The following is a 22,471-nucleotide window of genomic DNA, read 5'->3' on the forward strand; positions in this document are numbered from 1 at the left end:
CCCGCACACCGGCTACTGGCCCCCTCCCCCTGCATGGGGGAAGGAGTGCTTCAGCGATGCGCAGGACTACATCTACATCAAGACGACTTGCGGACCCGCAGATACCACTCGCACAGCAGGCGTACCTGCTTGGCGGTGTAACCCTTGTCCACCATGCGCGAGACGAACTCCTGATGCTTGTTCGCGTCGTCGGCGCTCGCCTTCGCGTTGAAGGAGATCACCGGCAGCAGCTCTTCGGTATTCGAGAACATCTTCTTCTCGATCACCGTGCGCAGCTTCTCGTAGCTGGTCCAGGCCGGGTTCTTGCCGTTGTTCTGGGCACGCGCACGCAACACGAAGTTGACGATCTCGTTGCGGAAGTCCTTCGGATTCGAAATGCCCGCGGGCTTCTCAATCTTCTCCAGCTCGCTGTTCAGCGATTCGCGGTCGAAGCTCTCACCGGTGTCCGGATCGCGGAATTCCTGATCCTGGATCCAGAAGTCCGCGAAGGTCACATAACGATCGAAGATGTTCTGGCCGTATTCGGAATAGCTTTCGAGGTAAGCCGTCTGGATCTCCTTGCCGATGAATTCCACGTAACGCTGCGCCAGGTATTCCTTGATGTACGACATGTACTTCTGCTCGGTCTCCGGCGGGAACTGCTCGCGCTCGACCTGCTGCTCCAGCACGTACAGCAAGTGCACCGGGTTGGCCGCGACTTCGGTGTTGTCGAAGTTGAAGACCTTGGACAGGATCTTGAACGCAAAGCGGGTCGACAAACCGTTCATGCCCTCGTCCACGCCGGCGTAATCCGCATACTCCTGGCGCGACTTCGCCTTCGGATCGGTGTCCTTCAGGTTGTCGCCGTCATAGACCTGCATCTTGGAGAAAATGCTGGAGTTCTCCGGCTCCTTCAGGCGCGACAGGATTGCGAACTGGGCCATCATCTTCAGCGTGCCGGGAGCGCAAGGCGCATGCGACAGCGAGGAAGTGCGAACCAGCTTTTCGTAAATCTTGATTTCCTCTGACACTCTCAGGCAATACGGCACTTTCACGATGTAGATACGATCGAGAAATGCTTCATTGTTCTTGTTGTTCTTGAACGCCTTCCACTCCGACTCGTTCGAGTGCGCGAGCACCACGCCGTCGAAGGGAATCGCGCCGAAACCTTCGGTACCCTTGTAGTTGCCTTCCTGCGTTGCGGTCAGCAACGGGTGCAGCACCTTGATCGGGGCCTTGAACATTTCGACGAATTCCATCAGGCCCTGGTTCGACAGGCACAGCCCGCCGGAGTAGCTGTAGGCATCCGGATCATCCTGCGAATAGTCTTCCAGCTTGCGGATGTCGACCTTGCCCACCAGCGATGAGATGTCCTGGTTGTTTTCGTCGCCCGGTTCGGTTTTCGAAATCGCGATCTGCTTCAGCACGGACGGATAGCGCCGCACCACGCGGAACTGATTGATGTCGCCGTTGAATTCGTGCAGGCGCTTCACTGCCCACGGGCTGGGGATGGTCTTCAGATAGCGGCGCGGGATGCCGTAATCTTCTTCGAGGATCGCGCCGTCTTCATCCGCGTCGAACAAGCCGAGCGGCGATTCATTCACGGGCGAACCCTTGATCGCGTAGAACGGAACATGTTCCATCAACGCTTTCAGTTTTTCAGCGATCGACGATTTGCCGCCGCCAACAGGACCAAGGAGGTAGAGCACCTGCTTGCGCTCTTCCAGGCCTTGCGCTGCATGACGAAAATAAGAGACGACCTGCTCGATGACTTCCTCCATTCCGTAGAACTCACGGAACGCAGGATAGATCTTGATAACCTTGTTGGCGAAGATGCGCGAGAGTCGCGGATCGTGGCGCGTGTCGACCAGTTCGGGCTCGCCGATTGCTTCGAGCATGCGCTCGGCAGCAGTGGCATAGGCGAGTCGATCGCGCTTGCACAATTCCAGATATTCTTGCAGGGAGTACTCCTCTTCCCGTGTCCGCTCATACCGTGATGCGTAGTTGTCAAAGATCTTCATGGGGTTTCCTTTGTAAATCTACCGGTCAGTGGGTGTCGGATACAGATTTGAATTTCCACTCCGCAATTTAATAATACGCGTTGTTTTCCATTGTCCATAGAAAATTTTTCGTTTTTTTCTGACAGAGAAAATCGTTGAGAATTTGTGTAGTCACTTCATCTTTTCAAAGCGATATTTCTCGCACTTTTGTCGTGAAAAACTTTCGATTGCGCAAAACTTTTTTGCACATGCATGGTCGAAAGCCGCTGCTGTTCGTTCGTCTGTGCAGCGCAATACACGCAGCGTGTTTGCGTAAATGCGACACTCTTCGAGAATCGAAAAACATGTCGCAAAATCTATCGTGAGAATTGAGTGCAAAAGCACGCGCTGTTCATGCGATTGCCTTGCACTGTGCGAAGAGAATTGACGGGCAACGCATCCATCATGCGTTGCATCGATGCAAAAATCACGATGCACGCATCGTGATTTTTCTTGCACCGTTTTTGTAGTCGGATATAGTAAAAGAATAAGGCAATTTATCTGCCAAGAAATCCCTTCAGCTTGTCCTTGAGCTGCTCCTGGATTTTGGCTTTCACTTCTTCTTTCTTTTCATCGATCTTTTGTTTGGCGAGTTCGCTCGCCATGCCGGCGAAGTCAATGCGCCAGCCAATCGCGCTGAACGGTCCCGACAGCTTGACCGGTAGCGTCAATCCCTTCAGCGCCTGTAGTTCCGGACCGCCCTGCCCCTGCAGCGTGGACACCACCGTTGCCCTGGCCAGATAGTCGATGCGGTCTTCACCCAGATTGATATCACCGGAACCGCCAACACGCACCAGCGGCGATTTGATATTGAGATCGTCGTTGTGCGCGACACCATTGGCGATACGGAAGCTTCCGGTCAATTCGCTGAAGTCGGTTTTCTCCGCCGCCGAGGCAGTCCCGCTTTGCGGCGGCGCATCACCCCGGATGGCGCCGATCTGCGCTTTTGCGCGTCGCACCGTTTGCGCGATATTGACGCCGCGAATCGCGCCGTCGCGCAGCTCCAGTTTTGCGTTGCCGTTCAAGCCCTTCTTGATCTGATTGAAAGTCGCACCGCTTGTGCTGACGTCGAGCTGCACATTGCCGCGCCCTTCGATTGGTTCCTTGTCGATCGCATCCTTCAACAGCGGGCCGACATTGATGCCGGACAGCGTTTGACGCAGCGCGAAACGCACCGGCTTGCCCGCAGTGATGGCGAGCGCGCCGCTCACGCTTCCCCCGTACAGGTTCGCGGCGAGCGGGCTGAGGTCAAGCTTGCCGCCCGACACGTGCACATCGAAGCGCACGTTCGAGGTCTTGAGATTCGCCACCTTCAGGGCACCGACGCGCACGCTGCCGCTGGCCTGCAATTTCTGCAGTGCGGAAAAATCCATGGGCTCTTCTGCCGCCGGCTTTGATGCAGGCGCGTTTGCCGCCACCGCGGCCTTGCGCTTGTAGCGATCAAGGTCGAGCTGGTCGATGCCGATATCAAATGTATACGCAGCCGGAGAGAAATCGCTCAGCCCGAGCTTTGCATTGAAATTGCTCTGATCGAGACTGCCCTTGAGCACGGCCGAGGCGGTTTGCTTGCCAAGATGCACACTCGCATTGCCGCCGGCTTTCAGCGCCAGCGTTCCGCCGCCGGGATTGGGCAGGGTGAAGTCCGCCGCGATGCGCGACAGTTCGATCAGCTGATTTTTCAGGTCGGCCGACAAGGGCGTGGTCAGCGATCCGTTGAGCGCGGTGTCGCCCTGCCGCCCCGACAGGCGCAAGGCAAGTTGCGGCGATGTAAACAGGAGCTTGTCCAGGTCGCCGGCCAATGCGCCGGAGATGTTCGCCTTGGCATCCAGCGTGGCGTCCTTGATGGCGGCGTCGAGCGTCAGAGCCGGCAGCTTGAATGCCTGCGGCGTGCCCTCGAAGGACGGCATGCTGAAGTCGGCGCTGATGGTGCGTCCGCCCTCGCTCAACTTCGCCTGGCCGCTCAGCTTGCCGCCGCTGACTTTCGCGTCTGTCACCGCCAGCTTCGGTATGTCCACGCTGGCGTCGATCGCATTGCCCGCCTGCTTGCCGTTGGCGGACAGCTTGACGCCATCCAGCAAGAAGCGCTTGGCCTCCGGTTGCAGATCGGCGTCGCCGGCCGCCCTCAGCAGCAGGTCCTTGAAACCGAGCAGACCGCCCTTGAGCTGTGCATCCAGGTTCTTGAGCGTATAGCGCTTCCGATCGAGGTCGAGCGTGAAGCCGGTCTTGAAGTTTACCCGCGCATTCACTTCCGGCTTGTTCCCTTTGACGTCTGCCGCGAAGTCCAGTTTGCTTGGCACATTGTTGGCAATCTTGCCGGTTTCCAGATCCATGTTCGCGAGTTCGAACTTGCGTCCTTGCTGGCGATCGTCATAAATCACATTTGCATGCGAAATATGCACGCTGTCGATGGCGAACTTGACCTGCTGCCCGGACTCATCCTTGGAAAGCAGGTCGTCGTAGTTGGCGCTGCCATCCTTGAAGCGCGTGATATGGGTGCGCAGACCATCGATGCGGACACGGTCGACCACCAGTTGCTTCGCCAGCAACGGAATCAGCGCGAGCGAGACCTTGGCACTATCCACGGCGGCGAATTCGGTATTGCTGTTGTGTTCGGAAATGCTGACCCGGCCCAGGTCGGCGCCGAGTTTCGGGAAGAAGGTCAGCTTGATGTCGCCCGGAATGCTGAGCGTGCGCTGCTTCTTCTCCTGCACCAGCCGGATCAGCAAGGGCTTGTAATCGTTCGGGTTGAAAGTCGCCGCGATAATGCCGGCCGCCGCGAGCAGCAACGCAATCAGTGCGGCGAGGGCGATCAGAATAATCCTGGCGGTCTTGCGCATCGCATCCCTTTGCAATCGTGGCGGTCGTGACGATCCATGGGCGCCGGTACATGTCTTTAATTACAGCATAGGCCGTGCGCGCCGCTCGTCAATTAGCCTGCGCCCTGCCGCATAACCGCTTACAGGCGCACAGGCTTGCCTTGCATTTGAGGAAACATCCTGTTCTTGGTTCCACTGGCAGCGCTTGCGGTTCCATGCCCGACATTTTTGAGCCTCTTCGCCGCCAGAAGGTCCAAAAGCACATGAGAATTGTTTAAACTTCAAACCTTTGCAAAATACGTGTTGTATACAAGCCTTTTCGTTTTACTTTCTTCGGAATCGAAATGAGTCGCATCAGCAAGACAGAACCCGCATCCCCCGTTCGCCCCATCTTCGCGGTCCGCAATTCCCGCATCCATGGCCGGGGCGTATTCGCCGTGCGCAACATCCCCGCCGGCACCCGCATCGTGGAATACGAAGGCGAACGCATCAACTGGAAGGAAGCGGTCAAACGGGAAAACGCCAAGGCTGCCGACGATTTCCACACCTTCTTCTTCAGCCTGGAAAGCGGCAAGATCATCGACGGCGGCAGCAAGGGCAACGACGCGCGCTGGATCAACCATGCGTGCGAGCCGAATTGCGAAGCGCGGGAAGAGGATGGCCATGTGTTCATCTACGCGCTGCGCGACATCAAGCGCGGCGAGGAACTCAACTATGACTACGGCCTGACATTGGACGAGCGTCACACGCCGGCGCTCAAGCGTGCCTACGGCTGCCTGTGCGGCGCGGAAAAGTGCCGCCGCACCTTGCTGGCGCCGAAGAAGAAGCGCAAGCAGAACGCCTAGTCTGTCTTATAGAAGCACCCCGAAGCGCCACCCAAAGAACACGCCCAGCGCCACCGTAATCGTGAGCAGCTGGCGGCGTGTTGCCGCGCATACCGCTATCGCGACGATGGCCGCCACCAGTTGCGGGTTGCGCCAGCTCAGCTCCAGATCGCCGCCCTGCGGCGCCAGCACCAGCGGGACGATAATGGCCGTCAAGACCGTCACCGGCACAAAACTCAGGGCCTGCTGCAGCAGCGGCGGGAGCGACAGCCTGCCGCCCAGCATGAAAATCCCGGCCTTGATAACGACGGTGACCAGCGCCATGCCGACGATCATCAGCGTGTAATTCATCATTTCTTCCCTTGTTTTGTCAGCGCCATCCCGACCGCTACGCCGATCAGCACCGCGCTCATCAGGCCCAACTTGTAGGGGACATCCTTCAACAGATAGGCAAAGATGCCCGCCGCGAGCGCCGCGAAGAATTGCGGCAAGCGATTCAGTTGCGGCACCACGATCGCAATGAAGGTCGCCACCATGGCGAAATCGAGCCCCAGCGACGGCAACTGCGGGAACACCGCGCCGAACAGCAGTCCCACCAGCGTCCACAACTGCCAGTTGGCGTACATGGACAAGCCGGAGCCGAGAAAATACCAGTGCCCGAGCCGCGCGTCGCCGCGCTTGCTGTAATAGCCGTTCATCACCGCGAAGGTTTCGTCAGTCATCAGAAAACCGAGCGTCCAGCGCCAGCGCGCGGGCAGGTGCGCCACATGCGGCAACAGGGTCGCGGCATACAGCATGTGCCGCAGGTTGACGATGAAGGTGGTCAGCCAGATCACCAGCAGGCCGGCATGGCCGGCGACGAGGCCGACGGCGATGAACTGGCTGGAACCGGCAAATACGCTCATCGACATCAATTGCCCCTGCCAGGCGGCGAGCGGGGTGGTGGCGACGAGCGTGCCGAAAATCATGCCGAAGGGCGCGGCGCCGACCAGCATCGGCAAGGTGTCGCGCGCCCCGGCGGCGAGGCTTGTTAAACGGGTGGGATGCATGGGAAAAGTTAACAGAGTTGAATTGAGGTCACCACGATGCGCTCAGGCAGCCAGCTTCAATGCCCTGGCTTCCTTGCGCATGAAGGCGGCCGCCTCCTGCTGCAGCCATTGTTCGAAGGCCAGCAGGTGCGACGGCTTCGTGCGCCCGCTGGCGGTGACGAGGTAATAAGAATGGGCGGCCGGCGCGATCAGGTCGAACACCCGTACCAGCCGGCCGGCGGCCAGGTCGGTCGAAACCAGCGAAGTACGTCCGATCGCGATGCCCTGCCCTGCGATCGCCGCGCCCAGCATCAGGTTGCTGTCGCTGTAACTGGCCTCATGCACGAACTCGGCAGGATCGACCTGCGCCAGTTTCGCCCAGGTGTTCCACTCCATCGGGCAATCGTCGCGCAGAATCCGGTAGCGCTTCAGGCTGGCCGGCGTCTTCGGCAGCCGCCCCTTGTTGAAGGCCGGGCTGCAGACGGGGAACACCCATTCCTCCAGCAGCTTCTCCGCATCGCATCCTTTCCACGGCCCGCGACCGTAACGGATCGCGATGTCGGCCTCGCCGCGCTGCAGGTCTTTCAGGTCGGGCGATGCCTGGATATGCACGGCCACGTCCGGCTGCAGCTTCTGGAACCGGTTCATGCGCGGCAGCAGCCAGTGGTTGGCAAAGGATTGCAGCGTGGTCACCGTGATGGATGGGCCACGCTTGCTCACGCCTACTTCCGATACAGCGCGGCTGATCTGCTGCAATGCCGGCTGAATGCGCTTGAACAGCAAGGCGCCTTCCTTGGTCAACAGCATCTGGTGACCCTGACGTTCGAACAGGGCGACTCCGAAGCTGCTTTCCAGCATGCGGATCTGCTGGCTGATGGCGCTGTGGGTGACATGCAGTTCGTCCGCCGCCAGTGAATAACTGTTGTGGCGCGCGGCCGCTTCGAAAGCATGCAAGGCGTTGAGGGAGGCGGTTCGCATGCCGTATTGTTAGTTTTTCTAACAGGGCATGTCAATAAATGTCGTTAGCTTTCCTGCACGGTCCACCATAAAATGGAGCCTGCCAAAAGCACTTCTTGTCACTCCGCAAGCGCCGACAAGAGCTTGCTCCGATGACAATACTCACATCTATCCCATGTCCACCTCCAATCTGATAAGACTCTTTCTGCTCGGCGCCATCTGGGGCACGAGTTTCATGCTCATGCGCATCGCCGCGCCGGTACTCGGTCCCATGCTGACCACGCTCGGCCGCGTGCTGCTGGGCGGCGCCGCGCTATATCTGTTCGCCCGCTCGCGCGGCATCGACTTCGCGTGGCGGCGCAATGCCCTAACCTACCTGATCATCGGTCTGTTCAATACCGCGATTCCGTTTGCCTTGTTTGCATGGTCTGCGCTGTACATCCCCTCTTCCTATATGGCGACCATGAATTCGCTGGCGCCCATCTTCACCGGCGTGTTCGGCATCCTGCTGCTGGCGGAACGCCTGACCGCGACACGCGTGGCCGCCTGCGTGCTGGGCCTGGCCGGGGTGGCAGTGCTGGTCGGCGTGGGGCCTACCGCCGTGACGCTCAATGTGGTGCTCGGCGTACTGGCCGGGATGGCGGCCGCAGTCTGCTATGGCTTCGCCGCGACCTACACCCGCATGAAGGCGTCCGATCTGCCCTCGCTGGCGACAGCCACCGGCAGCCAGTTGACGGCGGGTCTTGCGCTGCTGCCGTTTGCCCTGCCCGGCGTGCCGCATGCGGCAGCGGCGGCGACGGGAACGGTCCTGCTGGCGGTCGCCGTGCTCGGCATCTTCTGCACCGGCCTGGCGTATGCGATCTTCTTCCACCTGATCGCCACCGAAGGCTCGAGCAAGGCGATCACCGTCACCTTCCTGGTGCCGGCCACCGCCTCGATATGGGCCTGGCTGTTCCTGAACGAGCCGGTCACCCCCGGCACCGTCGTCGGCATTGCCATCGTGTTGTGCGCGACCGCGCTGGCGCTCGGCCTGGTCGACAAATGGAAGGCCGCGATCCTCAGCAAGGCCTGAACTTGTAACGATTTGCTGCCTTCGGGCGTAAGAGTTGTAAGGAAGTGTGAATAAGGCCCGTTTTCCCCACCTGATCCGCTTTGACAAGCTTTGTAATGTCTCCTATAAAGGGACAACAATTACAAGAAGTACAGGGAGGGGGCGAATGTTGAAGTTCAATTTCTCGGTCAAGAACCGGATGGGCCAGCGGGTGGGCAACATCATCATCGGCGGGCGTGACCGGGCTGACGCCGAGCGCAAGCTTTTTCAGATGTATCGTCACTGCACGATACTGGAGTGCGCATTCAAGCGCCCGGAAGAAAAGACCTGGCATGCTGTCGAGCTTGAAGACGCGCTGAGCACGACGCCGGAATAACCCCTTCCTGGACAGGGTCTCATCGAGGCATTTCCACGAAAGGCAAGCATGGCGGCAGGCCAGCTTGCCGCACATCCCTTCCCCGAGGTTCAGTCGTTCGGCTTGAACATCGGTGCGGAAGACATCAGCACCAGCCCGATCGCGAGCGGAATGGTGGCGGCAAAGCCGATATGCTTGAAGCCCATCGCGCCGACCACGCCGCCGCAAAAGAAGGACGTCACCAGCATCAGATGCACGCGCAGCTTGGTGCGATTGGCCAGGACATAGAAATCCCTGGCATCGCTGTCGTGCCGGTTCCAGTAAAACAGCTTGCCCAGCTCGATGCCGATATCGGTGACCAGTCCGGTTACATGGGTGGTGCGGATCTCGGCATTCGAAATCTTCGTCACCAGGGCGTTCTGCAGGCCCATCACGTAGCACAGCAGCACCGCCGTCAGCGACAGGTTGACGAATTCGTGCATCTGCAGGTTCGCGCCCATCAGCCCGAACACGAGCAAGAGTACGGCTTCGACCAGCAGCGGCGGCATGTAGATATTGCGGTCCGTATTGCGCTTTGAATAATTCACCATGATGGCGGTCGACGCCGCGCCGCCGGCGAACGACAGCACGGACAGGAAAGCCGTGCCTACCACCTCGAGATTGCCGAGCACGAAAAAATCGGCGGCGGTGGACAGCATCCCCGTCATGTGCGAGGTGTACTGGCCGATGGCGAGAAACCCGCCGGCGTTGAGGGCGCCCGCCACAAACGCAAGCGAGACGCCGAGGTGCAGGTTGGCGCGCGCGGAACGTTCGGGAGCGGTTAAGGAAGCAAGATAATTGATCGGCATGTGGGCTGACAGGGGGCAAGAGCGTTGTCGCGCACTAGCAGTGCTGTTGAAAAGTTACTGCGAGGCGACAAAAGTGTAAGCGTATCACTCTCTGCCGACTTTAGCCGCATTCGGCGCGCCCGTTGCGTGCGCGCGTTGGCCTGGCGCCGCTGCCGAAAAAATGGAGTGGAGACTGCATTGTCACCGTATATCTCCACTCCAAACCTCAGGAGACACTGAGGAGAGACTGCATCTTGCATCGGGCCGGTCCACGGCGGGTGCGCAGGGTCGGCTCGCTGTGGGCAAAATGACCACGCAAGAAATGTATCAGTCCTCTAGCAATAGAAAATCCGGAAAGTCGTGCGCTCTATCTAAGAAGATTCAGCGGCGAGGCCTGAAAAACAGTCCGAAACCGAGGCATGCGGCCGGCGAACCCGCGCCGGGACTTGTATCGCTTGCGTTTTCGGCATGCGGCAGTCAGCCCCGGGACGATCTACTGCTTTTGCGGTTCCGGCTCCCTCGCCCGGCTGTTGTCGACCATGGTGAAGGCCGACAGGCACGCGGCCTTGAGTTCATGCGCAAAGATGGGCGCGAACAGGGTCTTGCTCTTCGACTTCGTCAGCCGCGCCTGCAGCGGCAGCAGGTAATTGCCGGCGGGATCATCCAAGCGTTGCCACTGCAGGCTATCGTTGTGCTTCCTGATTTCCACGCGCAGCCGCACCGGCGGCGAAGCGCGGCTGCTGACTGCGACCAGATTCGCCTTGCCATCCACGATGTCGCCCATGAGCGAGGGCGCAGCACCTTCATCGATATTGGCCGCGCCTGCAGTCGCAAAGAAGTGCGCGCCGCAAAGCTTGTTGCCTTGCTGATGCAGTTCGAGCGTGAAATTCGAACACTTTCCCGACGCGCGCTGAACACCGGCGGGGCAGATCCAGGCCACCCACGCGCCGCTGAAGTCGGCATCTTCCGCCAAGGCGAAGGTGGCGGGAACAAGCATGAAGAGCGCAAGCAGGGAGAACGTTCGCATGATGATCGGCGGCAGTCAGGTGGCGTAAAATGGACATGATCCGCAAGATTTACCAGACTCGCCCGAGCGGGCGCTTGAGAGTACGCAAACCTGCTTGCGGTCGGCTGCGCCCTCGCTTGAATGTGCCGCGGATGACAACCATGACAATATTGCAACAAGCTTAAAGCTGCCGAAGGGAGGCCGGCTGGAACACGGCGTCGCCGACCGTATCACTTCCCCATGTACTTCTTTCTAAGCTTGTCGGTCAATCCATCGGCGCGCACTTTCTCCAGCGCGTCGGAGAGCCGGCTGACAATCGCCGGATCGCTGTCCTTGCGCATGCCGAAGTAGTAGGCGTGGCTGTCGTCGACCAGTATTTCCGGCACCAGCTCGGCGGGCTTGCGGCCGTACTTCTTCGCGTAAAAATACGCGGACCAGTCGAGCGCGAGGATCAGGTCGACCCGTCCGGCAAACAGCTTTTTCACGTTGCTTTCATCATTCTGCGTACCATCCAGCTCCTTCTGGAAGCTGAACCCGCGCCGAACGAGGGCCTTGGTGGCGGCCATTTCATAGACGGCGCCGATACGGTATTTGCGGGCATCGGCAAGCGTGGCGACGTGCACGTCCTTGCGCTGCTTCAGGCGGAACAGGAATATCTTGCGCGGGCTGATCGGTCCAATCCAGGCAAACAGCGGTTCGCGTTCCTCGGTCCTCACCAGGCTGTAGAGAATCGTGTCGGGACGCGCCAGCGTGGTGCGATAAGCGCGCGGCCACGGCAGCATGGTGATTGACAGTTCGAGGCCCGACTCCCTGGCCATCGCCTTCAGCAATTCGGTCGAGTAACCGGTGACGACGCCACCTTCCTTGTAATTCAGTGGCGGCAGGTCTTCGGTCAGCGCGACCAGTTCGGCCGCGCAGGCAGCACCGCTCAGCAACAGCGCGCCCAAGGCGCACGCAAGATGTCTGCTACGAAAAATCGTCGACATGTTGCCCTCCGGTGAAAGCAAACAGCGCAGGACGGTATCAATTGATCGGCTTCAATATCCTTGTCCAGTCGAATTGCCAACGGCCGTACGTGTGCGTGCGACATCGACCGCTTGCGGCCACAGGGAACTGCGCGGGAGCACGCATGCGGGAGCGGATTTCCACAGCCTCTCTCTGTCAGTGTAGACCCGATTCCATCCAACAGAAGCCGGTTCGGCGGAAAGGCCGCGAGAGAGTCTATTTCACATTGAACCTGATCTTCAGCCAGCGTGCGACGCCGATGATGATCACAATGCCGAGCAGATCGGCGAGCGCGCTCTGCTGTGTGACTTCAAAACCCGCGAGGCCTTTCAGGCCCGTGACAATCATCCAGGCGCTCAGCGCGGAAAGCGCAACACCGGTGATCGGTCCGGAATAATTTCTGGCGAACAGCGTCAGGAGATTCGGCTTCCTGGGTGTAGGCGGGATCGGATCAGATTGCTTGGTCATCGAATGCTCCTTGACTGCATGGTTCTGCGAAGCGATCCATCCTGTAAGCTCGCAGCGCGTTTTTGCTTGTCGAGTGGAAGTACTTGCGACAGGACGTTTTATTCCTGGCAAACAGAATGGACCGGTTCGCTCGCCTCGACATCGAGGCAAGTTGTGTGAAAAACACTGGCGCAGCATGGTCATCCTCGCGGCTGCAGGATGACCATGCCGCGAAGTCAGGGACCGGCAACAGCGGCTGTCGTGGCGGTGGTCGGCGCTGCCGCGGTGATTGCAGCGGCAGCGGGAGCAGGCTGATCGGGAACGCTGGTCACGGCCGGACTTGCAGCAGTGGCCATGACCGGATGCTGCTCGTCGGTCCACACAACGTGGTTATCGACCGCATACAGCTTGCACGGGACATTGCTGTGCATCTGGCAATCGGAGAGCGCCTGCTCTACCGGATCATCGCCATCCTCGGCCCAGCTCCACGCACCGGTCGGCGAGACCGCGAAGGCGCGCGGATAAGACTTGCCGAGAAAGACACGATACTGCTCGCGTGCGCCGGACTTCAGGAAGGGAATCGCCTCGACATTGTCGATGGCGGCGTACTCATGCGCGGGCACCTTGATTTCGTCATCCAGTGCGAGCACCTGCTGGGTCGGCATGCCGAGTTCCTTGAGGAATTTCTCCGTCTCCGGCCACCAGATCTTGACGCCGTCGCGGCTTGCGCTCATGCCGTGCGCATCCTTCTTGAAGGGGCCGTAGGCCACCAGCTTGGCATGTCCGCCGGCCTGGTTGTAGGCGCTATAAAGGCGCGCCGCCAAATCCGGGCCGAAGTGATGATCGTTCTCGCCATAGAACCAGATGCTCGGCAGCGTGGTTTTCGCGCCATAGGTCGCGAACGCCTGCACCAGCGACTGCTGCCAGCGGCAATCGCCGCCGTGCATCTTCAGGCCGCCCGCGAAATTGATCAGGCCGCGCACGCCGGGAAACTGGCGTGTGCCGAAAGCGAGTGCAGTCAAGCCGCCATACGACTGGCCTGCGATAACGATGTGTTCGCGGTCCACCCAGCTTTGCGCACGCAGGTATTCCAGCGTGCCCTGCAAATCGTCGGCCTGGGTTTGGCCGTGCGCGGTCATGTCGCAGCCCGGATCGATATACTCGCCGGTCGACTTCGAAAAGCCTTTGCGCATCGGAACGACAACGGCGTAACCGCGCTTGACGAATTCGCGGCTCAGCACGACGAAGCGGTCACGATGTTGTGCATGCGGATTGCCGAGCGCCTTGCCGTGATTCATGATCACCAGCGGGAACGGGCCATTGCCCGGCGGTTTGAAAATCGTGGTTTCCAGTTCGACCGTCGCGCCGCCGGAAACAACGGGGATCATGACGACTTGCTCATTGAGAGCGGCGTCGAGCACGACGGCTTCGGCGGGAGTGGTGCTGGCCAGCAAGCTTGAGGCGAAAATCAGAATGCCCAGAACAACGGATCGGGTCCAGGTTTTCTTCGCGTGGGGTTTCTGTACAAATAAGCCTGTCATAGATCCGATACACGTCGAATGTTGAACACACCGGCCCGCGTGGCGAACCGCCGGCGTGCTGCTTCAAAACTCTTGATGCAGCACAAGTGTTGCCCATTCTAAATACCGGTTTTCCAGGACTCAATATGCGTTTATGCAACTCGGAAACATTTTTTTACGAAACTGTTGTATGCCCGAAAGCTTTATGCAGGCTTGTTGCTCGAACGTTAAGGAATTGTGCTGGCGCCATGTCTGGCATGCACTACACTTTATTTGCGGTAACGCGCAACCTTTGTGATGACGAGGAGTCAATAGCTCACACCCGTTCTTAAAAGGATGTCACTATGAAAGTTGATGTGTACAAACGCCCTGATCAGGGAGGCCGGTTTTCTTATCTGGCAGTGCCCGAAGGACGACCGATTCCGGAAGAAGCAACCAATACCGATTGGGAAACGGCCGAGCACAATATCGACCTCGATGAAAACAACGAGCCGGTGCATGGCCTGTCGGCGGACGACGCGCTGCAGCAGATCACTGCAAAGGGTTACGCGATATCAAGTGTGAATAACAAGGTTCGGATCGGTCCGAATATTTGATGACATGCCGGCCCGTCCCAGCGGCCGGCGAAGGGCGTCTCACATGCGCACGGCACCAGCTCTGGTCGCCGTGCCAGCTTTCATCCATCGAAATGACAACATAGCGCGCATCGCTATCTCAAGCCTTCATGCGCGGCTCCCGCCGTCCACCCCTCGACCGGATCGATCTCCAAAGGCAAGCCGTAATGCGGTCTGCGCGCCGCCCATGCTGCGGCCACCGCGCACAAGACCGCATCCAGCCAGTCGGCAGTGCCATCTTCCGCCAGCGTTCGCCGCAAGGACTTCTTCAATTGCAGGGTGACGCCCAGCGGATGCGTGCCCTCTTCCAATGCCTTGATGATCGTCTCTCGCGCGGCGCGCCGATCCGGCGTTTGCCTGGCCTTTTCGTCGCTCTTGTAGGAAGCACGCGTGACCGCACGCGCCACCAGCCCCGGATAACCCTCAAGCGCAATACGTTGCGGATCGCCCGCATGCAGCCCGAACACGGTAACGCCGGCACGCAGCAAGCGCCGGGTTCCTTCATGAAACATATACGCCACCGGAGGATTGACCCACTTCATTGACGGACTCGACCCTGCCGGCCCATCCGTGACGCGATGCGCGAACTTGTTGCCGACCGGGCGCGCGTCGCAGAACGCCTTGAAGAGCGCGCGCAATTCTGCACGTGGTATCGCGGCGCAATGCGTGACAAGTTCCGCCCAGCTTAATGGCCAGCCAAGATGCTCCACCAGTTCGCGCGACAGGCCGAATGGAAAATCGAAGGCGCCGACCCACGGGCCGGGCTGCGCCAGCCAGTTTTCATACGAATCCCAGTCGGCATGCGCGACGATTTTGTCGATGCGCAGCACATCGCCCTCGCTGCTGCCGTGGGCGACGGTAATGGGTTTGGCGCGGCGGGGCGCGGAAGTGAAATCGACACCGATGATGTTCATGCCGGCAAGTTTAACGTGCGCGCGCCACTCCGTTCGGCAACTCTTTTCGTGCAGTTTTATTTTTTCAGGAATTATCTCGTGGCAAACGGATTCCAATGGTGGATACCAATAACAAATGGAAAGTTGGTGCAGCGATGGATCGTTTGCATGAAAGCGCGAACCGCTTGAAACGTGGCGCATGGTTTCGCGTACTGGTGGTGGTTGCGCTGCTGGCGGCATGCGCCAGCCTCCCCGACGTCCACTATCTGCAAGAGCGTCAGCTTGGCACGCAGGATGCCACCATTGTCAGCGTGCGCGGCGAGCTGCCGGATGCGAAGAAGCAAGTGCTGCTCGACCGGATGGAGAACCGGGTCGGCCCCACCGACATCCTGTCGCGCCACATCGCGGCGGAGGAAGCGATCAGCGGCACGCCGCTGGTGGCGGGCAACAAGGTCACGCTGCTGGCCGACGGACCGATCACCATGCGCGCCATGATGGCGGCAATCCGCAATGCGCGCCATCACATCAATCTCGAAACCTACATCTTCGAAGACGATGAAGTCGGAAGCGCACTGGCCGATCTGTTGATCCGCAAGCACGCAGCCGGCGTCACCGTCAATCTGATCTACGACAGCGTGGGCGCACTCGGCACGCCGCGTGAATTCTTCGACCGCATGCGCGAAGCCGGGATCCATGTGCTCGAATACAACCCGATCAATCCGGCCAATGCCAAAGGCGACTGGGAAATCAACCAGCGCGACCATCGCAAGCTGCTGGTAGTCGACGGCCATGTCGCATTCACCGGCGGCGTCAACATCAGCAAGGTGTATGGCAAAAGCTCGCTCATCAAGAGCAAGCGCAGCAATCCACCACCCAAGGATGCCAAGGAAAATGCCTGGCGCGACACGCACATGCAGATCGAAGGGCCGGTGGTGGCGGATTTCCAGAAACTGTTTCTCGCCACCTGGCAGCGCGAAACCGGCGAAGCCCTGCCCGACGCCATGTATTTTCCAACGCTCAAAGTCGAGGGCAAGGCACTGGTGCGCGCTATCGGCAGCACGCCCGACAAGGCGGATTACGCGATCTACAAGACCTACATTTCAGCCTTCGCAAATGCCGACAAGACGATCCACGTGACCACCGCCTATTTCGTGCCCGACCGTCAGGTGGTGCAGGCGATGACGGATGCGGCGCGGCGCGGCGTGGACGTGCGCATCATCTTCCCCAGCCTGAGCGATGTGGGCATCATCCTGCATGCCGGCCGCTCCTTCTATGAGGAACTGCTGGCCGCCGGCATTCATGTGTATGAGCGCAAGGCTTACGTGTTGCACGCAAAAACCGCGGTGATCGACGGCGTGTGGTCCACCATCGGATCGACCAATCTCGATATCCGCAGCTTCCTGCACAACGATGAAATCAATGCGGTGGTGCTGGACGTGGATTTCGCGCAACGCATGGAAGACCTGTTCACACGCGACTTGCAGGACTCGGTGGAAATCGATCCGGAGAAGTGGCGCCATCGCGGCTTCATGCAGCGTATGCGCGAGTGGGCCGCACGTGCGTTCCAGTACTGGCTGTAAGGTGGACGACACGCATCGATCGATTCGATCAATGTGCACCGCTATTCCTGCCACTTTCCTTCCGCAGGATGCCGCGCCAAAAAAAGATCATGCTTGCCATTGATTTATGTAAATCGTAGCGAGCAGCAATCTTAATCATTCTCAAGCTTGAACCAAATTGACACTTTCGCATCACACTGGGCAATGGATTAAGGTGTTGGTGCGAAATGAAATCATCGATCAGTGGAGCGTTGCGCAACCACAAGTTGCGCGCGCTGGGAATGCTGTTCGCCCTGACATTGGCGACAGGTATTGCAACCACCGCGTGCGGCGGTGGAGGCGGAGCAACAAGCAGTGATGCAACGAACAGCAGTGCGGCAACGGCCCCGGCTCCGGCCAGCACGCGACTTGCCGCAGCAAGCGTTGCACGCGTGCTGGAAGTACCGCAAGCGCTCGCCGACGATCCCTTTGACCGGGAACGCGAGCTCACCGTCCCGCCCGGCTTCGGCGTCCGCCTGTGGGCACGCGTGCGCGGCGCGCGCTTCATGGCGCCGGCACCCAACGGCGACGTCCTGGTATCGGTGCCGAATTCGGGCAAGATCGTGTTGTTGCGCGAACGTGCCAACGACGTGCCGCAGACCTTCGATTACGCCACGGGCCTGCACAATCCGCATGACATGGTGTTTCATCGCATTGGCGATGTCACCTATCTGTATGTCGCGGAATCGAATCGCATCACGCGTTCGGTCTATCAAAACGGCGAGACCGCGAGCGGCGCGCGCGAAACCGTCGTCGCCGATCTGCCCGATGATTCCACGCCCGAACTGCAAGGCAGCTATGGACACGAGTTGAAGAACATCGCTCTCTCGGCTGACCACAAGCTGTACGTCTCGATCGCTTCCACCTGCAATGCGTGCGTGTCGGATACCGTCAGCGACCCGGTGCGCGGCGCGATCTATCAGTACAGCGCCGACGGCAAGGACCGGTGGCTCTTTGCGCGCGGGCTGCGCAATGCGGAAGGGCTGGACTTCATTCCCGGCACCAACACGCTGTGGGCGGCGGTCAACAATCGCGATGAAATCCGCGTCCCGCTCGATGTCGACGTCAATGGCGACAAGGTGAGCGACCTTGGAGAAATAGTGCCGGCGTATGTCGATGAAAACCCGCCCGAACTCTTCACCTTCGTGCGCGACGGCGGCAACTATGGCTGGCCTTTCTGCAACGCTGTCCCGAATGCGAACATGTCGAATCTCGACGTCTTGCCGGACTTCGAACTGAATGAAGGCGGCGCCGATTTCAATTGCGCCACGGTCGACCACGCATCCAAGGGCATACGCGCGCACTCGGCGCCGCTCGGCTTCAGCTTCCTGCATGCGAGCAATATCCCGGCCGACTATCGCAAAGGCGCTGCGGTGGCCCTGCACGGCTGCTGGAACTGCACCAGCCTGCGCGCCGGCTACAAGGTCGTTTATTTTCCGTTTGACGACGCCGGCAATCCTGGCGCGGAAATCGATCTGGTCACCGGCTTCGTCACCGATTCCGAAAGCCGTGCGTTTTGGGGCAGACCGGTCGACATCATCCCGGATGGCAAAGGCAATCTGCTGATTTCGGATGATTACGCGGGAGCGATTTATCAGCTGTATCCGAAACCGTAATCAAAAACCAATCGTGAATCCCCATCCGATTCCGGAAAAGCGCCAATCCCGGAAATCGTCCGCATGCTCCAGCAGCCACAATTGCTGATCCAGTTGCGGCGAGAGCTGGCGCGCCTGATTCAGCTGCGCCCATTCGTCGGAGGAGGGTAACTGCTCGATGATCTGGCCGCGCATTTCGCCGGCCGGGAATGCGGCGCTCTGCACATTGAAGTAATAGGCCTGACGGCGCAGTGCGCGCAATTGCGCATCGCTGATCATCGCGCCGCCGGTCCACACCGGGCTGCCCGAGATTCTGGCCAGCGGAAACAGCACCGGGCCATTGGTGCCGAACCCGCCCTCGTGGATCGCCGCGCTGCTGTCCGCGCTGCCGGATGTGACGATGCTCGCGGTCATCGTCATCGTGTCGAGGTCGACCGTGACGAGGCCCGTGCCGATCGCGTTGCTGGCAGTGCGCGGCACCTCCTCCGCGCTGCTCAAGGTCGTCGTGAATACCCGTATCCTCGGGCCCGGACTGCCGCCGCAAGCGGCAAGCATGACGGCGGCGACAATACCCAGCAAACAAGCGAGGAATGCAGGCAGGCGGTCGGAGAGCATGGCAGGTACCTTTCGGGAAGAATGCCCTGCGGGCAGTGCACATCTTCATCATAGGTCCATGCACTGCGCGTGCCAATGCGCAGGATCAAGCGGCGGCCGCCACCACTTCCTGCGCGACCCGGAATGCATCCACCGCCAGCGGTGCTCCGCAATACACCGCTGCATGCAACAGCACTTCGCGAATTTCTTCCGGCGTCGCGCCGTTGTTGAGCGCGCCGCGCACATGCCCCTTCAGCTCGTGCGCACGACCGAGCGCCGTCAGCATCGATACCGTAATCAGGCTGCGCGTCTTCAGGTCAAGGCCCTCGCGACACCAGACCGTGCCCCAGGCATTGCGCGTGATGAATTCCTGCAAGGGCATGGTGAATGCGTCGGCATTGGCAAATGCCTTCTCGACGAATTCCTCGCCCATGACCTGTTTGCGCATCTGCAAGCCGCCTTCGAATTGTTGGTCCTTGTCATCCATGTCGCGCCTCCGAGTAATAGTGAAAAGCGGCGATTATAAATTCCGCGGCCCGAGGTTTCGACGACGACAGGCAATCCGGGATGTGAAAAGAATGGCACCGAGCAGGCGCACATCGCCGATCCATGGATGGGCTTGATAATGCTTTGCCAAGATTCGCGCATTTTTTTCGTTGCTTCGTTGCATTCTCTTACAGCTGATACAACTTCAGTGGCTCTCGAATCGGGACACAAACTCTAAGATGACCACGCATCATCAATTTGATAACAGTCATCGGAGAAATACCATGAAACAAACAAAGTCCCTGAGCCACACTGTTGTTTTGAGTGCGCTTGTCACTGCCTTGCTGTCCATCGGCGCCGCCATCGCGCAGACGACCACGACAACCGACACAACAGCGACGACAAGCACGACTGCGACAACGACCCCGACGACCACGACCACAGGTACCGCAACGGACACCACCACGGCAACGACCGCCCCAACGGCGACGACTGGTACAACCACGACCGCGACGACCGATCCGACCACGACAACGGCCGGCACGAGCACGGGCACCGCTACGGGCACGACCACCACCGCAACGACTGATCCGACGACCACGACGACGACGGGCACGACTACCACCACGACTACCGCGGCCGTCAGAAAAGGCGCCACTGTCTACAAGCGTGGCGCCACCCTGCCGGATGGCGTGGTAGCGAAAAAGCACGGCGCGACCGTGGTGTTGCCGGCAGCAGCGCAGGCCGGACAGGCACGGGCCGCCGAAAGCAGGGCCGCTGCCGAAGAACGACATGAAGCCGCTCTGGCACTCAAGGTAGAACGGCCGGCGAAAGTAGACAAAGTCGAGAAGGTCGAGAAAATCGAAAAGCTCGAGAAGATCGCCAAAGTGGAAAAAATTGAAAGGCCGGTAAAGATTGAACGGGTCGAGCGCCCCGAAAAAGTTGAGCGTACGCGCCGCAACTAAATAGCGCCACTTCCAGCCGGGCAACATGCGTTGCCCGGTTTTTTTATTGGACAAACCGATTGTTGAAAGAATGAAAAAACTGAGTCTTGTAGCAGCCGCAGCAGCCGCCCTCTTGTCGCAGGCAGCGCTCGCCCAAAGCAATTTCACGGTGAAGACCGGGTTCGACTACAGCACCGGCACGTATGGCACCAATACGCGCACCGAGATTTCGTCGATTCCCTTCATCGCCAACTATGAAACCGGCAACTGGGCCTTCAAGCTGACCGTGCCTTACGTGCGCATCACCGGTTCCGACAGCGTCATCGCAGGCGTCGGTGCAGTGCGACCGACCACCACCAACGTGCGCACCTCGACCGGCTTCGGCGACATCACCACGGCCGCCACTTATTCCCTCGTGATCGATCCGAAATCGCAGTTCGGTGTCGACGTCACCGGGAAGATCAAGTTCGGCACCGCCGACAGCGCCAAGGGCCTCGGCACGGGTGAAAACGACGTCTGGGTGCTGGTCGACCCTTACCGGAAATTCGGGAACGTGACTTACTTCGGCGGCGTGGGCTACGGGATGCTCGGCAGCTCAAGCACCCTGCCGCTCAAGGATGTCGTCAGCGCCAATGCGGGCCTCTCCTACAAGCTGGATGAGCAGGCCAGCATCGGCGCGGTCTTCGACTATCGAAGCAAGTCCACCGATGCCGGCTTCGACCAGCGCGAACTCACGGCCTTCTATTCGCGCAAGCTCGGCGGCGGCTACAAGATGCAAGCCTATGCGACCAAGGGCTTTTCCGACGGCAGCCCGGACTGGGGTGCCGGTCTGAACGTCGGCTACAACTACTAAGATCCCTCGCGCCCGTACAAAGGGCCACCTCCGCCAGCCTTGCCAAGGCAGCGAATTTGCCTGATGACATCGAACGGATGTTCCGACGTCATCAGGCATTGGTTTCTTGCTCGCTTTGCATTTTCTCCGTCAGGCAAATGAAAGACAGGCCCGGATAAGATGCCTTTCCCGAACAAGAAAACCTGCCCGATGAAAGACATTTTCCTGGAAGGACGCGGCAGCCCGGTGCTGCTATTGCATGGCCTGCGCGGCAACCCCATGGAGCTGCAACTGCTAGCGCAACGTTTGCATGCTGCCGGACACACTGTCAGCGTTCCATTCCTGCCGGGATATGGCCAAAGCGACAGCGACCGCACGCCGCTTGCCGGCAGCGAGCAATGGACGGACACGGCGCAGGAACGGCTGGAGTTGCTCGCGAAGAGCTACGGTCCGGTCTCTACGGGCGGCATTTGCGTCGGTGCAGATCTTGCGCTGCGTCTGGCGCACCGTGCCGGCGATTCGGTGAGGGCCCTGCTGCTCATTTCCACAACGCTCTTTTATGACGGCTGGAACCTGCCTTCGTATCGGTGGCTCCTTCCCGTCGCAGGATGCACGCCGCTCAAGCACTGCTATTCCTTGCGGGAAAAGGATCCCTACGGCGTCAAGAATGTACGCATCCGCGCATGGATCGCGCGTCAGATGGAAATCACCGGCAACTCCGCCGCAGGCGCGCGCGACCTGCCCTTGACCGCGATCTACGAAGCGTACCGTCTGATGCGGCGCGTGCGGAACAGTCTTCCCGACATCAGCCAGCCCACGCTCATCCTCCACGCGGCTGAAGATGAAGTCGCCAGCCTGCGCTCACCTGCCCTGCTTGCAGCGCGGCTTGGTTCGTCGATGATCCGGAAGATCATATTCGACAACAGTTACCACATGCTTACCCTCGACAACGACCGCGACGCCGTGGCGCGCGCGAGCGTCAGCTTCCTTCGCGAACTGACGGAGGAATCCGTCCTCAACACCAGGCATTTCGCCTGACCCGCCCCTGAAAGAGAGACCGA

General features: G+C 59.7%; 22 protein-coding genes. 9 read left to right on the forward strand and 13 right to left on the reverse strand.

Annotated features, from left to right (window positions below; translation table 11 throughout):
• Positions 1–77: 77 nt before the first annotated feature.
• On the reverse strand, positions 78–2,000 hold the full coding sequence (locus tag E6W33_RS02530; protein WP_136413927.1) for a PrkA family serine protein kinase: 1,923 nt from the start codon (positions 1,998–2,000) through the stop codon (positions 78–80).
• 515 nt (positions 2,001–2,515) lie between these two features.
• Positions 2,516–4,855, reverse strand: coding sequence for an AsmA family protein (locus E6W33_RS02535; RefSeq protein ID WP_136413929.1), 2,340 nt, complete (start codon positions 4,853–4,855; stop codon positions 2,516–2,518).
• A gap of 323 nt (positions 4,856–5,178) precedes the next feature.
• Between E6W33_RS02535 and E6W33_RS02540 the strand changes: the two genes are divergently transcribed.
• Positions 5,179–5,679, forward strand: coding sequence for an SET domain-containing protein-lysine N-methyltransferase (locus tag E6W33_RS02540; protein ID WP_136413932.1), 501 nt, complete (start codon positions 5,179–5,181; stop codon positions 5,677–5,679).
• Between the two features lie 6 nt (positions 5,680–5,685).
• On the opposite strand, the gene E6W33_RS02545 is transcribed toward E6W33_RS02540, so the two are convergent.
• The 3 genes from E6W33_RS02545 to gcvA are packed head-to-tail and all read right to left on the reverse strand — an operon-like array spanning position 5,686 to position 7,664.
• Positions 5,686–6,009 carry an AzlD domain-containing protein gene (locus E6W33_RS02545; RefSeq protein WP_136414385.1) on the reverse strand — a complete coding sequence of 108 codons (324 nt, stop codon included), beginning with the start codon at positions 6,007–6,009 and terminating at the stop codon, positions 5,686–5,688.
• Positions 6,009–6,707, reverse strand: coding sequence for an AzlC family ABC transporter permease (locus E6W33_RS02550; protein WP_136413934.1), 699 nt, complete (start codon positions 6,705–6,707; stop codon positions 6,009–6,011). The genes E6W33_RS02545 and E6W33_RS02550 overlap by 1 nt, the downstream gene beginning before the upstream one ends.
• 42 nt (positions 6,708–6,749) lie before the next feature.
• Positions 6,750–7,664, reverse strand: coding sequence for a transcriptional regulator GcvA (gene gcvA / locus E6W33_RS02555; protein WP_136413936.1), 915 nt, complete (start codon positions 7,662–7,664; stop codon positions 6,750–6,752).
• 154 nt (positions 7,665–7,818) lie between these two features.
• Here gcvA and E6W33_RS02560 point away from each other — a divergent pair, with 154 nt between their 5' ends.
• Positions 7,819–8,715 carry a DMT family transporter gene (locus E6W33_RS02560; protein ID WP_136413938.1) on the forward strand — a complete coding sequence of 299 codons (897 nt, stop codon included), beginning with the start codon at positions 7,819–7,821 and terminating at the stop codon, positions 8,713–8,715.
• 145 nt (positions 8,716–8,860) lie between these two features.
• Complete coding sequence (locus tag E6W33_RS02565) at positions 8,861–9,070, forward strand: hypothetical protein (RefSeq protein WP_136413940.1); 210 nt, start codon at positions 8,861–8,863, stop codon at positions 9,068–9,070.
• A gap of 89 nt (positions 9,071–9,159) precedes the next feature.
• On the opposite strand, the gene E6W33_RS02570 is transcribed toward E6W33_RS02565, so the two are convergent.
• The 5 genes from E6W33_RS02570 to E6W33_RS02590 all read right to left on the reverse strand — a co-directional run bounded on the left by E6W33_RS02570 (position 9,160) and on the right by E6W33_RS02590 (position 13,875).
• Positions 9,160–9,897 (reverse strand): YoaK family protein, encoded by a 738-nt coding sequence (locus tag E6W33_RS02570; protein ID WP_136413942.1) that lies wholly within the window; start codon positions 9,895–9,897, stop codon positions 9,160–9,162.
• A gap of 472 nt (positions 9,898–10,369) precedes the next feature.
• Positions 10,370–10,903: a hypothetical protein gene (locus tag E6W33_RS02575; protein WP_136413945.1), complete on the reverse strand. Its 534-nt coding sequence runs from the start codon at positions 10,901–10,903 to the stop codon at positions 10,370–10,372.
• Between the two features lie 209 nt (positions 10,904–11,112).
• A complete protein-coding gene (locus E6W33_RS02580) occupies positions 11,113–11,868 on the reverse strand; it encodes a transporter substrate-binding domain-containing protein (protein WP_136413947.1) in 756 nt (251 codons plus the stop codon).
• Positions 11,869–12,103: 235 nt separating this feature from the next.
• Positions 12,104–12,355, reverse strand: coding sequence for a hypothetical protein (locus E6W33_RS02585; RefSeq protein WP_136413950.1), 252 nt, complete (start codon positions 12,353–12,355; stop codon positions 12,104–12,106).
• A 215-nt stretch (positions 12,356–12,570) separates the two neighbouring features.
• Positions 12,571–13,875: a CocE/NonD family hydrolase gene (locus E6W33_RS02590; protein ID WP_136413952.1), complete on the reverse strand. Its 1,305-nt coding sequence runs from the start codon at positions 13,873–13,875 to the stop codon at positions 12,571–12,573.
• A gap of 323 nt (positions 13,876–14,198) precedes the next feature.
• On the opposite strand from E6W33_RS02590, the gene E6W33_RS02595 reads away from it, so the two are divergent.
• Entirely contained in the window at positions 14,199–14,450 is a 252-nt protein-coding gene (locus E6W33_RS02595) for a DUF6139 family protein (protein ID WP_136413954.1), read from the forward strand.
• A gap of 113 nt (positions 14,451–14,563) precedes the next feature.
• Here the strand turns inward: E6W33_RS02595 and E6W33_RS02600 are convergent, their stop codons facing one another.
• Positions 14,564–15,382: a DUF429 domain-containing protein gene (locus E6W33_RS02600; protein ID WP_136413956.1), complete on the reverse strand. Its 819-nt coding sequence runs from the start codon at positions 15,380–15,382 to the stop codon at positions 14,564–14,566.
• A 95-nt stretch (positions 15,383–15,477) separates the two neighbouring features.
• On the opposite strand from E6W33_RS02600, the gene cls reads away from it, so the two are divergent.
• Positions 15,478–16,941 (forward strand): cardiolipin synthase, encoded by a 1,464-nt coding sequence (cls, locus tag E6W33_RS02605; RefSeq protein ID WP_247869487.1) that lies wholly within the window; start codon positions 15,478–15,480, stop codon positions 16,939–16,941.
• A 206-nt stretch (positions 16,942–17,147) separates the two neighbouring features.
• The gene (locus E6W33_RS02610; protein ID WP_136413958.1) at positions 17,148–18,575 is read left to right on the forward strand and encodes a sugar dehydrogenase; all 1,428 of its coding nucleotides are present in this window, start codon (positions 17,148–17,150) and stop codon (positions 18,573–18,575) included.
• Here the strand turns inward: E6W33_RS02610 and E6W33_RS02615 are convergent, their stop codons facing one another.
• Both E6W33_RS02615 and pcaC read right to left on the reverse strand, forming a co-directional pair.
• The gene (locus E6W33_RS02615) at positions 18,576–19,169 is read right to left on the reverse strand and encodes a CHRD domain-containing protein (RefSeq protein ID WP_136413960.1); all 594 of its coding nucleotides are present in this window, start codon (positions 19,167–19,169) and stop codon (positions 18,576–18,578) included.
• Positions 19,170–19,254: 85 nt separating this feature from the next.
• Positions 19,255–19,635, reverse strand: coding sequence for a 4-carboxymuconolactone decarboxylase (gene pcaC / locus E6W33_RS02620; protein WP_136413962.1), 381 nt, complete (start codon positions 19,633–19,635; stop codon positions 19,255–19,257).
• A gap of 283 nt (positions 19,636–19,918) precedes the next feature.
• Here pcaC and E6W33_RS27250 point away from each other — a divergent pair, with 283 nt between their 5' ends.
• From E6W33_RS27250 to E6W33_RS02640, 3 genes are all read left to right on the forward strand, one after another.
• A complete protein-coding gene (locus E6W33_RS27250; RefSeq protein ID WP_211097209.1) occupies positions 19,919–20,599 on the forward strand; it encodes a hypothetical protein in 681 nt (226 codons plus the stop codon).
• Between the two features lie 70 nt (positions 20,600–20,669).
• The gene (locus tag E6W33_RS02635) at positions 20,670–21,431 is read left to right on the forward strand and encodes a transporter (RefSeq protein ID WP_136413966.1); all 762 of its coding nucleotides are present in this window, start codon (positions 20,670–20,672) and stop codon (positions 21,429–21,431) included.
• Positions 21,432–21,620: 189 nt separating this feature from the next.
• On the forward strand, positions 21,621–22,448 hold the full coding sequence (locus E6W33_RS02640; RefSeq protein WP_168798486.1) for an alpha/beta fold hydrolase: 828 nt from the start codon (positions 21,621–21,623) through the stop codon (positions 22,446–22,448).
• The last annotated feature ends 23 nt before the right edge of the window (positions 22,449–22,471 follow it).

The organism is Herbaspirillum sp. ST 5-3 (assembly GCF_004804275.1).
Classification (GTDB): domain Bacteria; phylum Pseudomonadota; class Gammaproteobacteria; order Burkholderiales; family Burkholderiaceae_D; genus Noviherbaspirillum.